The following is a 15,124-nucleotide window of genomic DNA, read 5'->3' on the forward strand; positions in this document are numbered from 1 at the left end:
GTCAGAGCCCCATCCGTCGCTTCGAGGCGGCCGGGCGGACGTCGTCCAGGGAGGCGACGACCCGGTCCACCATGCCGTACTCCTTGGCCTGCTCGGCCGTGAACCAGCGGTCGCGGTCGCCGTCGCGGGAGATCGTCTCCTCGCTCTGGCCCGTGTGCTGCGCGGTCAGCCGCTCGATGGTCCGCTTGGTGAAGTCCAGGTTCTCCGCCTGGATCTCGATGTCGGCGGTGGTGCCGCCGATGCCCGCCGACGGCTGGTGCATCATGACCCGCGCGTGGGGGAGGGCGTAGCGCTTGCCCCGGGTGCCGACGCTGAGCAGGAACTGGCCCATGCTGGCCGCGAAACCCATGGCCAGCGTGGCGACGTCGTTCGGGATCAGCTGCATCGTGTCGTAGATTGCGAGGCCCGCCGTCACCGAGCCGCCGGGGCTGTTGATGTACAGGCTGATGTCCGTGCGCGGGTCCTCGGCGGACAGGAGCAGCAGCTGCGCGCAGACCCGGTTCGCGGAGACCTCGTCGACCTGGGTGCCGAGGAACACGATGCGCTGGCCCAGCAGTTGGGCGGCGAGATGGTCGTCGAAGCGGGACGACGGGGTGTCGCCCTCCTCGGCGCGGGGCATGAGGGCCGGCGCGAAACCGGCCGTGAGGGGAGACATGGGCACTCCTTGTCGAGGATGTCGAAGGTGTGTCGTGATCTGTCTCCACTGTCGGCCGACAACGCCCCCGCCTGGGGGTTTCTAGGCCCTCAGCAGATTCGCCGTGAGCAGAGGGGGCGGCCGGAACCCGCCGCCGGTCCGACGGGTCTCCGGTCCACCGATGAGTTTCGGGGCGGGCCGGGGTCGATACAGATGACCGTGTTCGATGCCCCGCAGCCCATGGAGGACCGCATGACCACCGACGCCCGCACCGACGGATTCACCACCTGCCTCTGGTTCGAGGGTCAGGCCGAGGAAGCCGCCCACCACTACGTGTCGATCTTCAAGAACTCCAGCATCGGCCGCGTCAGCCGCTACGGCGAGGGCGCCCCGCAGCCGGCGGGCTCCGTGCTCACCGTCGAGTTCACGGCCTTCGGGCAGAAGTTCGTGGGGCTGAACGGCGGCCCCGAGTTCAAGTTCACCGAGGCGATCTCGTTCCAGATCCCCTGTGAGAACCAGGAGGAGATCGACTACTACTGGACCAAGCTCACCGACGGCGGCGAGCCCGGCCCGTGCGGCTGGCTCAAGGACAAGTTCGGGGTCTCCTGGCAGGTCGTCCCCAGCCGGCTCATCGAGATGATCACCGACCCGGACCCCGCGAAGGTCGCCCGTGCGACGGAGTCCTTCATGGCGATGGGCAAGTTCGACCTCGCCGCGCTGGAGAAGGCGTTCGCGGGGGAGTGACGGCCGGACCAGGCCGGGCAGCGGACGTTTTTCGCGCCGGTGCCGCCATGTCGGCGGCGTCGGCGCGCTGCTTTTTGTTCGGGATGTCGAACGTCGTCCGACATGCTGAGCATCGTTCATGACATGCCTGCGCCGTCTGACGTCAACAGGGCCTGCAGAGAAGGGAGTTGACCCAGAGGTCCGCATCCCGCGCGGCCTCCCCTCGTAACCAGTGCGTTTCGGACGTTAATTTCCGCGCCCAAAGGGTTGGCGGGAAACCATCCCCTCGTTATCGTTCACCAACTTCACTCAATCGTTCGGCTGAACGAATAGCGACAAGGACGGTCGGTACATGTCCGACATCCATCACCCGGGCCGCCGGTCGGTGCTCGCCGCGGGCGTCGCCTCGGCCGCCGCGCTCGGCGGGTCCTGGCTGCTGACCGGCTGCAGCGGGGCGGAGGCCGCCCCCGTCCTGCCGGCCGCCGCCCAAAAGGGCGCCCCCGACCGCGGCGGCACCCTGCGCATCGCCCGGCCGCCCGCCTCCGACGCCGAGACCCTCGACCCGGCCAGCTCCCTGTCCGCCTACGAGTACCTGGGCGCCCTCTACAACCGGCTCGTCCGCGTCGCCGCCAACGGCGAACTCGCCCCCGACCTCGCCGAGTCCTGGGAGACCGACGCCAAGGCCCGCACCTGGACCTTCCGGCTGCGCAAGGGCGTCACCTTCCACAACGGCCGCGCCTTCACCTCCGCCGACGCCGCGTACACGCTGCGCCACATCCTCGACAAGGCGACGGCGTCCCCGCAGGCCGCGGTCCTCGCCCCGCTCATCGACCCCGCGAAGCTGGGCACGCCCGACGCGCACACCCTCGTCGTGCCGCTGAAGACGCCCAACGCCGAGTTCCCGAGCCTGCTGACGCACTACAACTGCTACGTCGTACCCGATGGCAGCGCGAAGTCCATCGGCCGCACCGGCATCGGCACCGGCCCCTTCAAACTGGAGTCTTTCGCCCCGGCGGGCCCCGGCCGCGTCACCGCGAACAAGGACCACTGGGCCGGCCGCCCGGTCCTCGACGCGATCGCCTTCTACTCGGTCGCCGACATGTCGGCCCGCTCGAACGCCTTGCTGGCAGGGCAGGTCGACCTCCTCTCGCAGACCAACCTCGACTTCGCGACCGCCCGCGTGGTCGCCGCCTCCGACCGCGCGACCATCGCCCGTGTGAAGGACGCCCAGTGGTACGTCCTCCCGATGCTCACCACCGAGAAGCCCTTCACCGACGTCCGCGTCCGCCAGGCCATGAAGCTCGCCTACGACCCCGACCACGTCGTGCAGGTCGCCCTCCAGGGCGCCGGCACCGCCGGCTGGGACAACCCCGTGCCGCCGAGCGACCCCGCGCACATCGCAGCGCACCCGAAGCACGACCCGGAGAAGGCCAAGTACCTGCTCAAGCAGGCGGGTCACGAGGGTCTGGCGATGGACCTCTACACCTCGTCCTACGACCCGCTGTTCACGCCGATGGCGCTCGCCTACCAGGACTCGGCGAAGCGCGCGGGCATCAGGATCAGGGTCAAGACGGCCTCGGCGGACTCGTATTACACGCAGATCTGGATGAAGAAGCCGCTGATGGCCACCTATTGGTTCACCGGGCGGCCCGTCGACCAGCTCTTCACCCAGATCTTCCGCAGCGGCTCCTCCTACAACGAGACCGCCTGGTCCGACAAGGGCTTCGACGCGGTGCTCGACCGGGCGCGCGCCGAGACCGACGACACCAAGCGGCGCGAACTCTACGGCGAGGCACAGACGTTGGTGATCGAGAGAGGCGGGGCGATGACCCCGATGTTCGCCGACCGGCTCGTCGGCATCTCCCGCAAGGTGCGCGGCTACGCCGAGCACGGCTTCGAGTTCGACTACCTCAACATCGGCCTGAAGGGAGCCTGACCATGCTCTCCTTCATAACCCGCCGTATCGCGGCCGCAGTTGGCACCCTGTTCCTGTCGTCCATCCTCGTGTTCCTCGCCGTCCAGGCCCTCCCCGGCGACGTCGCCACCCAGATCCTCGGCAAGGACGCGACCCCGGACGCCGTGGCCGCCCTGCGCAGCAAGCTCAACCTCGACCAGCCCGCCTGGGAGCGGTACGGCCACTGGGTGTGGGGCGCGCTGCACGGCGACTTCGGCACCTCCCTCGTCTCCGGCAAGGCCGTCGGCGACGAAGTGTCCATGTATCTCGGCAACTCGGCGCTGATCGCCCTCGTCACCGTCCTCTTCGCGGTCACCGGATCGATCGTCCTCGGCATCCTCGCGGGCCTCTACCGCGACCGCTGGCCCGACCACGTCATCTCCACCGTCAGCCTCGTCGGCATGAGCGTCCCCGAGTTCGTCGTCGCCACCGTCCTCGTCCTGTGCTTCTCGGTCGCCCTCCCGTGGTTCCCGGCGGTCGTCCTCTACGGCCCGGACGCGAGCGTCTCCCAACTCCTGCCCGCCGTATGGCTTCCCGCGCTCGCCCTCGCCGTGGTGATGGCCGCCTACATCGTCCGCATGGCCCGCACCTCGGTCATCGACGTGATGGCCACCGAGTACGTCACCACCGCCCGCCTCAAGGGCCTCTCCACCTGGCGGGTCGTCACCCGACACGCCCTGCCCAGCGCCCTGTTGCCCACGCTGCACGTCATCGCGCTCAACGTCGCCTGGCTGGTCGGCGGGGTCGCGGTGGTCGAGAACGTCTTCAACTACCCGGGCATCGGGAAGCTGATGCTCTCCTCCGTGCAGAACCGCGACCTGCCCACCATCCAGGCCATCGCCCTGATCAGCGCGGTCGTCTACGTCGTCTGCAACCTCGCGGCCGACCTCGCCACCATGGCCCTCAACCCCAGGCTCCGCACCCGAGGGAGGACACGATGACCACGCTCGACACCGCCCCGCCGACGACCGTCCGCGGCGCCCGCACCGTCCGCGCCTGGCGCACCCTGAGCAGCTCCCGCACGGCCCTCGTCGGCCTCGCGATCGTCGCCGTCCACGTCCTGATCGCCCTGCTCGCCCCGCTCCTCACCTCCTACGACCCGATCGCCAACGACGCCGGCCACGCGCTGCTCGGCCCGAGTTGGAGCCACTGGGCCGGCACCGACCAGTACGGCCGCGACGTCCTCGCCCGCGTCCTCTACGGCGGCCGGTACGCCCTCGGCGTCTCCGTCGCCGCCACCCTCCTCACCGTCGTCCTCGGCACGGTCATCGGCTGCGCGGCGGCCCTGCGCGGCGGCTGGTTCGACGACGTCCTGGGCCGCGTCCTGGACGCGATCCTGTCCATCCCGTCCGTCCTGGCGCTCCTCGTCGTGGTGACCGCCCTCGGCACCGGCCCCGCGGTCATCGTCCTGGCCGTCGCGATCGTCTACGTCCCGCAGGTCGTCCGCGTCGTGCGCGGCGCCGCCCTCGCGGTGGTCCCCGCCGACTACGTGACCGCGGCCCGCGCCCGGGGCGAGAGCACCTGGTCGATCCTGCGCAGGGAGATCCTGCCGAACATCACGGACGTGGTGTGCGTGGAGTTCGCGATGCGGGCCTCCTGGGTCGTGCTGCTGATCTCCTCGCTGTCCTTCCTCGGCTTCGGCGCCGACCCGCCAACTCCCGACTGGGGCCTGATGGTTGCCGAGAACCGCACCGCCATCACCGTCGTCCCGATGGCCAGCCTCGCCCCCATCATCGCCCTGGCCACCCTCGTGGTCGGGCTCAACCTCGCGGCCGACGGCCTGTCCAAGGCGTGGGGCGTCGACCGGATCAGGGAGGGCTCCTGATGGCCTCGATCGTGTCCGTCAACTCCCTGTCCGTGGCCTACCGTTCGGGTGGCCGGGACATCCCCGTCGTGCACGAGGTGTCCCTGGATGTCGCCGAGGGCCGCACGCACGCCCTCGTCGGCGAGTCCGGCAGCGGCAAGTCGACCGTCGCCGCGACCCTCCTCGGCCATCTGCGCCACGGCTCCAGGGTCACCGGCGGCTCGGTCGAGGTCGCAGGGGCCGACGTCTTCGCCCTGCCCGCACGGGAGTTGAGGCGGCTGCGCGGCGGCACGGTCGCCATGGTCGGCCAGAACGCCGGCCACGCCCTCACCCCCTCCATGCGCATCGGACGGCAGATCGCCGAGGCGGGCGGCGACGTGCCCGTCGTCGACCTCCTCGATCAGGTCCGGCTGCCGCGCCCGGCCGAACTCGCCCGCCGCTACCCGCACGAACTCTCCGGCGGCCAGCAGCAGCGCGTCGCCATCGCCATGGCCATCGCGGCCCGCCCCAAGGTGCTGGTCCTCGACGAACCGACGACCGGCCTGGACGTCGTCACCCAGCGCAGCGTCCTCGACCTGATCGCCGCCCTGCGCGACGAACTCGGCCTCGCCGCGGTGCTGGTGAGCCACGACCTCGGCGTCGTCGCCCACATGGCCGACGACGTGACCGTCCTGCGCTCGGGGCGTGTGGTGGAGTCGGCGCCCACCAGGCAGCTCTTCTCCCGGCCCCAGGACCCCTACACGCGCCGCCTGTTGGCGAGCGTGCCGCGTCTCGACGACGCCGGGCTCGCCGTCGTCGGCGAAGCGGGGGAGCGGGAGGTCAGGCCCAGGGCCGAGGTCCCCGCCGACGCCCCCGTCGCCGTCACCGCGCAGGACATCACCATCGACTACGGCAGCACCCGGGCCGTGCACGGTGTCTCCTTCGACGTCCGGCGCGGCGAAGTCCTCGCCCTCGTCGGGGAGTCGGGCAGCGGCAAGTCCACCCTCGCGTGGACCCTCGCCGGACTGCGCACCCCCTCCGGCGGCACGATGCGCCACGCGGACGGCGACCTCGCCCGCCCCGCGCAGCAACGCCCGCTGTCCCTGCGGCGCCGGGTGCAGCTCGTCTTCCAGAACGCCGACACCTCGCTCAACCCCCGCCGCTCCGTGGGCGACGCGGTCCGCCACCCCCTGCGCTTCTTCGGCACGGTGACCGACCGCACGGAGGCCACGGACCGGGCCCGCCGGCTCATCTCGGACGTACGCCTCGACCCGGCCCTCGCCGACCGCCTGCCCGCACAGCTCTCCGGCGGCCAGCGCCAACGCATCGGCATCGCACGGGCGTTGGCGGGCGAACCGGATGTCCTGATCGCCGACGAGATCACCACCGCCCTGGACGTGTCGGTCCAGGCGGACGTCCTGCGGCTCCTCGACGACCTGCGGCGGGAACGCGATCTGGCGTGTCTGTTCATCAGCCACGACCTGGCCGTCGTACGAGGCATCGCGGACCGGGTCGTCGTCCTGCGCCACGGAGTCGTCGTCGAAGAGGGCCCCACGGAAGCCGTGTTCGCCGATCCCCGGCACCCCTACACCCGCCAGCTCATGGCCGCCGCCCTCGAACCCGACCCCGACGCACGGCCCTACGTCGACGACACCGCCGACTGGACCGACGCGGCCGATGGCGACGAGATCTGGACCGACCACGGCGCCGACGGCCACCGCGTCCGACGCTGGCGCCCCCTCAACGCCCCTGTGGCGGAAGGAGTTTCGTGAAGTACCGCGAGCAGTTCGAGCGCCGGGTCGTCCGCGAGGACGTCTGGATCCCCACCCGGGACGGAAGGACCCGGCTGCACGCCCGCATCTGGCGGCCCGACGACGCCGAGTCGGACCCGGTGCCCGCGCTGCTCGAATACCTGCCGTACCGCAAGAGCGACTGGACCGCACCGCGCGACGCCCAGCGCCACCCCTGGTACGCCGGGCACGGCTACGCCTCCGTCCGCGTCGACATCCGGGGCCACGGCGACAGCGAGGGCCTGCCCGGCGACGAGTACGACGCGCAGGAGCTCGCCGACGGCGTCGACGTCGTCAACTGGCTTGCCGCACAAGCCTGGTGCACCGGCAAGGTCGGCATGTTCGGCATCTCCTGGGGCGGCTTCAACTCCCTCCAGATCGCCGCCCTGGCCCCCGAACCCCTCAAGGCGATCGTCACCGTCTGCTCGACCGACGACCGGTACGACAACGACGTGCACTACATGGGCGGCGCCGTCCTCGGCATCGACATGCTCGCCTGGGCCGGCACCATGCTCGCCTTCGCGTCCCGCCCGCCGGACCCCGCGAACGTCGGCGCCGACCGCTGGGTGCCGATGTGGCGCGAGCGCCTCGACGCCCTCGAACCCTTCCTCCACACCTGGCTCGACCACCAGCAACGCGACGACTACTGGAAGCACGGCAGCGTCTGCGAGGACTACTCCGCCATCGACGCGGCCGTCCTCGCGGTCGGCGGCTGGAACGACCCGTACCGGGACGCCGTGCTGCGGCTCGTCGCGCACCTGCCCGGCGACCGGGTCCGGGGCATCATCGGCCCCTGGTCGCACCAGTACCCCGACCGGGGCCTGCCGCCCGGCCCCGCGATCGGCTTCCTCCAGGAAACCCTGCGCTGGTGGGACCAGCACCTCAAGGGCGTCGACACGGGCGTCATGGGCGAGCCGCTGCTGCGGTCCTGGATCACCGACCCGGTCCCGCCGGCGACGTCGTACGACGTACTGCCGGGCCGCTGGGTGGGGGACACCGACTGGCCCAGTGAGAAGGTCACGTGGGACGCTCGGCCGCTCGGTGCGGGCAGTGATCCCGTCCTTGTGCGCTCGCCGCAGCACACCGGCCTCGACGCCGGGCGGTTCTTCCCCTTCGGCAACGCGAGCGACCTGCCGCCGGACCAGCGCGAGGAGGACGGCCGTTCGGTCTGCTTCGACTCCGAGCCGCTCACCGAACGCGTCGAGATCCTCGGCCGGCCGCGCGTCCGGCTCCGCCTCGACAGCGGCACCCCGCGCGCCCATGTCATCGCCCGCCTCTGCGACGTAGCACCGGACGGCTCGTCCACGCTCGTCACCCGCGGCGTGCTCAACCTGCTGAGCAGGCACGGCCGCGACCGGGCCGTGGAGTGGACACCGGGGACCTACGAGGACGTCGAGTTCGAGCTGACCGGCATCGGCTACGCGATCCCGCCAGGCCACCGCGTCCGCCTCGCCGTCTCCGACACCTACTGGCCGTGGGTCTGGCCGCACGGCGAACGCGGCGGGCTGCGCGTCGTCCCGGCCGACAGCGCCGTACACCTGCCCCTGCGGGAAAGCGGAGTCGAGTCCAGGATCCGTTTCGAGGAGCCCGAGCAGTCCGTACCGCTCGACGTGACCTACGACCGGCCCGCCGACGCGGCGCCCGAGCGGCTCGTCACGCACGATGTCGCCAAAGGGGAGTGGACCCTGGAGGTCGACCCCAACTACGGGGGGTCGCGGACCTATCCGGACGGGCTGCGCTTCGAGGAGAGCGCGCGCGAGACCTACCGCATCCGCGGCGACGACCCGCTGTCCGCGCACGCCGTGTCCGAGTGGCGGATCCGCCTGCGGCGCGGGGACGAGTGGGACGCTGAGATCATGACGCGGACGGAGCTGCGGGCCACGGCCGGGGACTTCGTCATGGACAGTCGTGTCGAAGCACGGGCGAACGGAGAGACAGTGGCCAAGCGCGCATGGCACCGCACCACCCCGAGGACGTCGGGATGACGGCCGCCAAGCAGCCGGCCGCGAAGTCCCCGCGCCGTGCGGTCGCCGCCGCCGACCGGACCCGGCAGCCCACCGAGGTGCGCCGCCGACTCATCGTCGAGGCGGCCGTGCCGTTGATAGCGGAACGCGGTTACGCCTCGGTCGGCGTGCGCGACGTGGCGGCGGCGGCCGGGGTCTCCGTCGGCACCGTGACGTACCACTTCGGCAGTGTGCAGGAGATCCTCTCCGAGGCGATGGTGCTCCATATCGAGCGCTACTACGCCGAGTTGAACGAGGCCGCCGAGCAGGCGACCAGCGGGGCCGAGGCGCTGCGGCTCCTCGTCGACGCGCTCTTCACCGAGGACACCGACCGGCACTGGCGGATGTGGTTCGACTACTGGAACGCGGGCGAACAGGGCACCGACGAGGCGTTCAGCGGCGGCCAGGCCCATCGCTACGAGACCTGGCACCAGCAGATCCGCGCCCTGGCCCAACGGGGCGTCACCGACGGCGAGTTCGCCTCCGACGACCTCGACGGCTTCACCGTCCGCTTCGCCGCCCTCGCCGACGGCCTCGCCCTCCAACGGCTGCGCCAGGCACCCCCGTTGAGCACCCAGGACGCCCGCAGGCACCTCAACCGGCTGATCGAGACGGAGTTGGGGCTGTCCTAGGCTGGGCGCATGGCTGAGTCGTTGTCTCCCCTGGTCACCGGCGTGGACGCGGGCCGGTGGCGGTCGGGCCGTCGGGGCGCGCTGCGCTGGGGGCGCCGCACACTGACGGACTCCCTGTACCTGCTGACCGCGCCGGTGACCGCGGCGTTCGGACTGCTGCTGGCGCTCGGCGCCCTGTGTCTGGGCGCGGTCGGCCCGCTGACGCCGCGCGGGTCGCAGATCAGGACCGGTGCCGCCGAACTGGCGCGGTGTCCGGGCGACTTGGAGCGGTGGCGGATCGCCCGGGTGCGCTCCCTGGCCGGTGCCGCGCGACGGCGGCCGGGGCGGGCGGCGGCCGCGTCCGACCCCGGGCTGTGGCTGGACCTGGGGTACTCGGTGCTGGTGCTGCCCGTCGTCGTGGTCACGTCGGTGGTGACGGCGCTGTGGTGGTTCGTCGGCGTGGCCGCCGTCTCCTGTCCGCTGCGCAGCCCGTATCCGTCGCCCGGGTCGCTGCGGCCGATGAACCTGTTCGTGGGCGGTTCCCGGTCCCACATCGCGCTGAGCCTGGGGCTGACCACGCCGGACTCGCGGGTCGCCTTCGCCGTCGTCCTCGGCGTCCTGATGCTCGCCACGCTGCCCCTGGTGACCCGCGCGTGCGTCGACCTCCAGACCGGGCTGGGAAAGGCGCTGCTCTCCGACCTGTCGGCACTGCACCGCAGGATCAGCGGGCTGGAGCGGGAGCGGGACACCGCACGCGCGCAGACCCTCGCCGCGGTCACGGCCGAGGCGGCGGCCCTGCGCCGGCTCGAACGCGACATCCACGACGGCCCCCAGCAGCGGCTGGTCCGCCTCGCGATGGAACTGGGCCGCGCACAGCACCACTTCGACAGCAGGCCGGACACCGCCCGCGAGGCACTCGCCGACGCGCTCGTCCAGGCGCAGGAGACGCTGGAGGAGCTACGGGCCCTGTCACGCGGCATCGCCCCGCCGATCCTCGCCGACCGGGGCCTGTCGGCGGCGCTCTCCGCGCTGGCCGCCCGCTGTGTCGTACCCGTCGACCTCGACCTCGGCCCCCTGGACCGCCGGCCGGAGCCCGCGATCGAGACGGCCGCGTACTTCCTGGTCGCCGAAGCCCTCACCAACGTGGCCAAACACAGCCACGCCGACCGGTGCGCCATCGGCCTGCGCCACGACGAGGGCGTCCTGCGGGTCTGGGTGACGGACGACGGTGTGGGCGGCGCGGCCGTGGCCAAGGGACACGGACTACGGGGCCTGGACGACAGACTCCACGCGGTCGGCGGGCGCCTGCTGACCGCCAGCCCCGACGGCGGCCCGACGACGATCACCGGAGAACTGCCATGTCACTGACCCCGGCCGAAGAGGTTCACGACCGCGCGCCCCGCGAGCCGCTGCGCATCGTCCTGGCCGATGACGCGGTGCTGCTCCGCGAGGGCCTGGTCCGCCTGCTCACCGACGACGGCCACCAGGTGGTCGCCGCGGTCGGCGACGGTCCCGCCCTGGTCGAAGCCGTGCTCACCCACCGCCCGGACGTGGCGGTCGTCGACGTACGCATGCCGCCGACCCACACCGACGAGGGCCTCCGCGCGGCGATCAGCGTCCGCGCACAACTGCCCGGCACCCCCGTCCTGGTGCTCAGCCAGTACGTCGAGGAGTCTTACGCCGCCGAGCTGCTCGCGGACGGCTCCGGCGCGGTCGGCTATCTGCTGAAGGACCGGGTCGCCCGCGTCGAGGAGTTCCTGGACGCCCTGGCCCGGGTCGCACGCGGCGCGACGGTGCTCGACCCCCAGGTCGTCTCCCGACTGCTGGCCGGACAGCGCCGCAAGGCCCCGCTGGCGGCGCTGACCCCGCGTGAGCGGCAGCTCCTGGCGCTGATGGCCGAAGGGCATTCCAACACCGCCATCGCCCACCGGCTGGCGCTCTCCAACAGCGCGGTGGAGAAGCACATCGGGAACGTCTTCGCCAAGCTCGGCCTGCCGCCCGACGACAGCCGGCACCGGAGGGTCCTCGCCGTCCTCGCCCACCTCGGCTCGTGAGCGGCCCGGCCGTCACGAAGCCGCTTCACCAGCCGCCCTCGTAGAAGCCGAGGAGGGCGGGCGCGGGGTCCGCCGCCGTGCCCGTGTTGGCCACCGCGACGACGACCAGCGCGAGCGCCACCAGGGCCGACAGCACACCGCACCACCCCATCGTGCGCCGCGTCCGCCGATCGGTCCGGTCCGCCGCGGCGAACCTCCGCCACGCCGTCACGCTCGGACCGGCCAGGACGACGGCCACGACGGAGGCCATCACGGCGAGCACCGCGTGGTACCGGCCGAAGTCGTCGACCATCACCTGGAGGGCGGCCGTGTTCCGGCCGCTGGTGTCCGGGTAGTGGGCCAGCCCTTGCCTGATCTCGCCGACGGCACCGGCGAGTTGGCCATCGGGCGTGCCGAGCGGCAGCATCGAGGTCACCGAGGAGAAGGGGGCGACCGCTCCCTGAACGTTCGCCATCACCGCCGCCAGTGACACCAGCGCCAGCACACTGGTGACGGCGGCGGCCGACGCGAGGGCCGGCGTGCCCCGGGGACCGCCGGACCTCAGGAACGCCCTCCAGAGCAGGACGCCGAGAGCGACGAGCACGATCAGCAGGGCCCCGGCCAGGACGCCCTTGACCACGTGGAAGCGGAACCAGTAGTCGACGACCCGCTCAAGCTCCGGGGGGAATCGCCGGTCGCCGGACCGCCAGTACGCGACGAACGCGGGGCGCAAGGCGTCGACGAGCCCCTGCTGTTCGGAGAAGCCGCTTTCCGATCCGTTCGCCGCCAGCCTGCTCGGGGCGAAAACGAACGCGGCGCCGAGTGCCACGGCGAGGGCGACCAGCACGGCCAGTGCCCGGCCGGGCACCCTCGCCGGTCGCGGCACGGCTGCCTTGGGGATGCGCATGGGGAATCCTTCGCTGCGATCGGGGAGGGAGGGGCAGCGCCTTGGCGGGCCCCCGGTCATGCCGATCACGATGTCGCGCCGAGCATCACCCGGTCACTGCGGTAGGCCGCCCGACCTGGGTGTGGCAGGCCACACCCCAACGGGCCCCGCGCTCTTAAGTGGGCTCCTCCAGAAGGTCCAGCAGATCGTTCAGCGGGAGCGGCTTGGCGAGGTGGGCGTCGAAGCCTGCCGCGCGGGAGAGTGAGCGGTCGGTGCCCTGGCTGAAGCCGGAGACCGCGATCAGGCGCGGCCGGGAGCCGTGCGGGCGGGCGCGTACCGTACGGGCCACCGTGTAGCCGTCGGTGTCGGGCAGGCCCAGGTCGCACAGGACCACGTCGAAGACGTCGGACTCGGTCGCGGTGAGCGCGTCGGCGCCGGTGTGGACGGCGGTGACGTGGTGGCCCTGGCGTTCCAGGAGGGTGCGGTAGGTCGCGGCCAGGTCGGTGTTGTCCTCGACGATCAGGATGGCGAGCTGGCGCCGTGCGCGAGGTCGCGCGGACGGTCGTGGCGGCTCGAGGGCCGTGTCGTCGGCCCGGGGGAGCAGGACCGTGAACTTCGCCCCCTTGCCGGGGCCCTCGCTGTGCGCGGTGATCCGGCCGCCGTGCAGGTCGACCACCGTACGGGCGACCGCGAGCCCCAGGCCAAGCCCCTCAGGGGTGTTGGGGCCCGCCGGGGCCGCGCGGGTGAAGACGCCGAACAGGTCCTCCGCCTGGGCGGGTCGGAAACCTATGCCGTCGTCCCGCACGGTGAGCCTGGCCCGCCCCTCCTCGGTCGTGAGGCGGACCTCCGTACGGCCGCCGGGCGGGGTGTACTTGAGCGCGTTGGACAGCAGGTTGGCCAGCACCTGCGCCAGTCGCAGCCGGTCGCCGTCCACCACAACAGGCGTGTCCGGGAGGGTGAGTTGAAGGGTCCGCTCCTCGTGGCCGAACAGGCTGCGGATGTCGGCGCACGCGCTGTCGACCACGGACCGCAGGTCCACCCGCTCGGGGACCAGTTCCAGGCGGCCGGTCAACGCCCTTGTCCCGTCGAGGAGATCGTTGCTCATCCGCACCAGGGTGCCCAACTGCCGTTCCAGGACGGCCAGTGCGGGATGACCGCCGTCCGGCAGGTCGAGGGCGAGCAGTTCCACGGCGGCCGTCGCGGCGGCGAGCGGGTTGCGCAGCTCGTGCGAGAGCGTGGCGATGAAGCGGTCCTTGGCCCGCTGCTCCTCCCTCAACTGCCGTCCGGCCGCGTCCAGTTCGGCGTTGGCGCGGCTCAGCTGCTCGTTGACCTCGCGGATCTCCCGGGCCCGGACGAACAGGTCGATCTCCATGCCCTCCGCCCGCATCTGCGCCTCGGCGACGGCCCGTTCCTGCTCGCGGCCGACCCGGCGCAGATGCACGAAGTCGGTGACGTCCTCCACCCGGTGGATGATGTGCGTGACCCGGCCCTCGACGTCCAGGACGGGCGTGTTGACGGGGCTCCAGTAGCGCTCGGCGAAGGTGCCCGCCTCGCCGCCGGGGATGTCGTAGCGCTGCAGGGCCATCGTGTCCGTACGGCCCGTCGCCACCACCGACTCCAGTGAGCGGCGCAGGTTGGCGACCCCGTCGGCCGAGGGGTCCTCCGGGTTGTCGGGGAAGACGTCGAAGATGCGCTGCCCGACGATCGCGCGTTCCGTACGGGTGGCCGCGAGATACGCGCGGTTGACCTCGACGATCGTGAAGTCGGGGGTGAGCACCAGCAGCGGGGACAGCGCCGAGTCGAAGAGGAGCCGGAAGTCCGGGGAGGCGGCGGGCGGCATGGCGGCTCTCAGGGGTCGAGACGGTAGCCGTAGCCGCGGACCGTGGTGATCCGGGGTGCGGGCGTGGGGAGCGCCGCGAGCTTGCCGCGCAGGCGGTACACGTGCTCGATCACGGTCGCCGGCTGCTGCCAGGAGGCGCCCCAGATCCGCTCCAGCACCTGCTCGGTGGAGAACACCCGGCCGGGCGCCTCACCGAGCATCTCCAACAGGGCGTACTCCTTGGGCCGTAGCGTCAGAAGGACGCCGTCGGCCGACGCCTGGCGGGCCGCCGTGTCGATGCGCAGCGAGCCGACCCGCAGCACCGCCGGGGCCTCCGGCGGCTGGGAGCGGCGCAGCACGGCCCTGATCCGGGCCACCAACTCCCGTTGCGAGAACGGCTTGACGAGGTAGTCGTCGGCGCCGATCTCCAGGCCCGCGACCCGGTCGGTCTCCGCGCCCCGGCCGGTGACCACGATGACCGGGAGGCGGCTCGTGGAGCGCAGTGCGCGCAGGAGTTCCAGGCCGCTGCCGTCCGGGAGACCCAGGTCGAGGACGGCGAGATCGACGCGGCTCTCGTAGAGGATGGACTTGCCGGCGCGGGCGTCCATGGCCCAGGTGACGGTGAATCCCTCATGTTCCAGATAGGAACGGCACATCAGTGCGAAATCGGGTTCGTCCTCGATCAGGGCGAGGTGCGGACGCATTCCGGATCACCTGGCCCACCTGCTGCCCGCTCGTTGTGTCGCTGATGAGCGGGCGTTGATGCCCCGACCATGTGGCGAAGGTAGAACAGTTGGTACCCACGGTTCAAGGGGGAGCCGCTCGGGGGGAGTTCCGGCGCGGGCTCGTGCGGTGCGGGGATGTCGAAGCCGCCGCACGGACCCGCGC

13 protein-coding genes are annotated in these 15,124 nt (G+C 72.0%); 9 read left to right on the top strand and 4 right to left on the bottom strand.

Annotated elements, in window-relative coordinates; translation table 11 throughout:
• Position 1: 1 nt before the first annotated feature.
• Positions 2 to 655: a ClpP family protease gene (locus OHT77_RS41280; protein WP_328833473.1), complete on the bottom strand. Its 654-nt coding sequence runs from the start codon at positions 653 to 655 to the stop codon at positions 2 to 4.
• 219 nt (positions 656 to 874) lie between these two features.
• On the opposite strand from OHT77_RS41280, the gene OHT77_RS41285 reads away from it, so the two are divergent.
• From OHT77_RS41285 to OHT77_RS41325, 9 genes are all read left to right on the top strand, one after another.
• Entirely contained in the window at positions 875 to 1,378 is a 504-nt protein-coding gene (locus OHT77_RS41285) for a VOC family protein (protein WP_328834481.1), read from the top strand.
• A 331-nt stretch (positions 1,379 to 1,709) separates the two neighbouring features.
• Positions 1,710 to 3,293 carry an ABC transporter substrate-binding protein gene (locus tag OHT77_RS41290; protein WP_328833474.1) on the top strand — a complete coding sequence of 528 codons (1,584 nt, stop codon included), beginning with the start codon at positions 1,710 to 1,712 and terminating at the stop codon, positions 3,291 to 3,293.
• A gap of 2 nt (positions 3,294 to 3,295) precedes the next feature.
• Positions 3,296 to 4,252 (top strand): ABC transporter permease, encoded by a 957-nt coding sequence (locus OHT77_RS41295; RefSeq protein ID WP_328833475.1) that lies wholly within the window; start codon positions 3,296 to 3,298, stop codon positions 4,250 to 4,252.
• Entirely contained in the window at positions 4,249 to 5,136 is an 888-nt protein-coding gene (locus OHT77_RS41300; RefSeq protein ID WP_328833476.1) for an ABC transporter permease, read from the top strand. Before OHT77_RS41295 ends, OHT77_RS41300 begins: the two co-directional genes overlap by 4 nt.
• On the top strand, positions 5,136 to 6,866 hold the full coding sequence (locus OHT77_RS41305) for an ABC transporter ATP-binding protein (protein ID WP_328833477.1): 1,731 nt from the start codon (positions 5,136 to 5,138) through the stop codon (positions 6,864 to 6,866). Before OHT77_RS41300 ends, OHT77_RS41305 begins: the two co-directional genes overlap by 1 nt.
• On the top strand, positions 6,863 to 8,869 hold the full coding sequence (locus OHT77_RS41310) for a CocE/NonD family hydrolase (RefSeq protein WP_328833478.1): 2,007 nt from the start codon (positions 6,863 to 6,865) through the stop codon (positions 8,867 to 8,869). Before OHT77_RS41305 ends, OHT77_RS41310 begins: the two co-directional genes overlap by 4 nt.
• Positions 8,836 to 9,519 carry a TetR/AcrR family transcriptional regulator gene (locus OHT77_RS41315; protein ID WP_328833479.1) on the top strand — a complete coding sequence of 228 codons (684 nt, stop codon included), beginning with the start codon at positions 8,836 to 8,838 and terminating at the stop codon, positions 9,517 to 9,519. The genes OHT77_RS41310 and OHT77_RS41315 overlap by 34 nt, the downstream gene beginning before the upstream one ends.
• Before the next feature lie 9 nt (positions 9,520 to 9,528).
• Positions 9,529 to 10,866, top strand: coding sequence for a sensor histidine kinase (locus OHT77_RS41320; protein WP_328833480.1), 1,338 nt, complete (start codon positions 9,529 to 9,531; stop codon positions 10,864 to 10,866).
• A complete protein-coding gene (locus OHT77_RS41325; RefSeq protein WP_328833481.1) occupies positions 10,857 to 11,552 on the top strand; it encodes a response regulator transcription factor in 696 nt (231 codons plus the stop codon). Before OHT77_RS41320 ends, OHT77_RS41325 begins: the two co-directional genes overlap by 10 nt.
• A gap of 25 nt (positions 11,553 to 11,577) precedes the next feature.
• Here OHT77_RS41325 and OHT77_RS41330 read toward each other — a convergent pair whose 3' ends face one another.
• The 3 genes from OHT77_RS41330 to OHT77_RS41340 all read right to left on the bottom strand — a co-directional run bounded on the left by OHT77_RS41330 (position 11,578) and on the right by OHT77_RS41340 (position 14,940).
• On the bottom strand, positions 11,578 to 12,438 hold the full coding sequence (locus OHT77_RS41330) for a hypothetical protein (RefSeq protein WP_328833482.1): 861 nt from the start codon (positions 12,436 to 12,438) through the stop codon (positions 11,578 to 11,580).
• Positions 12,439 to 12,592: 154 nt separating this feature from the next.
• A complete protein-coding gene (locus OHT77_RS41335; RefSeq protein ID WP_328833483.1) occupies positions 12,593 to 14,257 on the bottom strand; it encodes a hybrid sensor histidine kinase/response regulator in 1,665 nt (554 codons plus the stop codon).
• An 8-nt stretch (positions 14,258 to 14,265) separates the two neighbouring features.
• Entirely contained in the window at positions 14,266 to 14,940 is a 675-nt protein-coding gene (locus OHT77_RS41340; RefSeq protein ID WP_328833484.1) for a response regulator transcription factor, read from the bottom strand.
• Positions 14,941 to 15,124: the final 184 nt, after the last annotated feature.

Source organism: Streptomyces sp. NBC_00252, assembly GCF_036187565.1.
Lineage (GTDB): Bacteria > Actinomycetota > Actinomycetes > Streptomycetales > Streptomycetaceae > Streptomyces.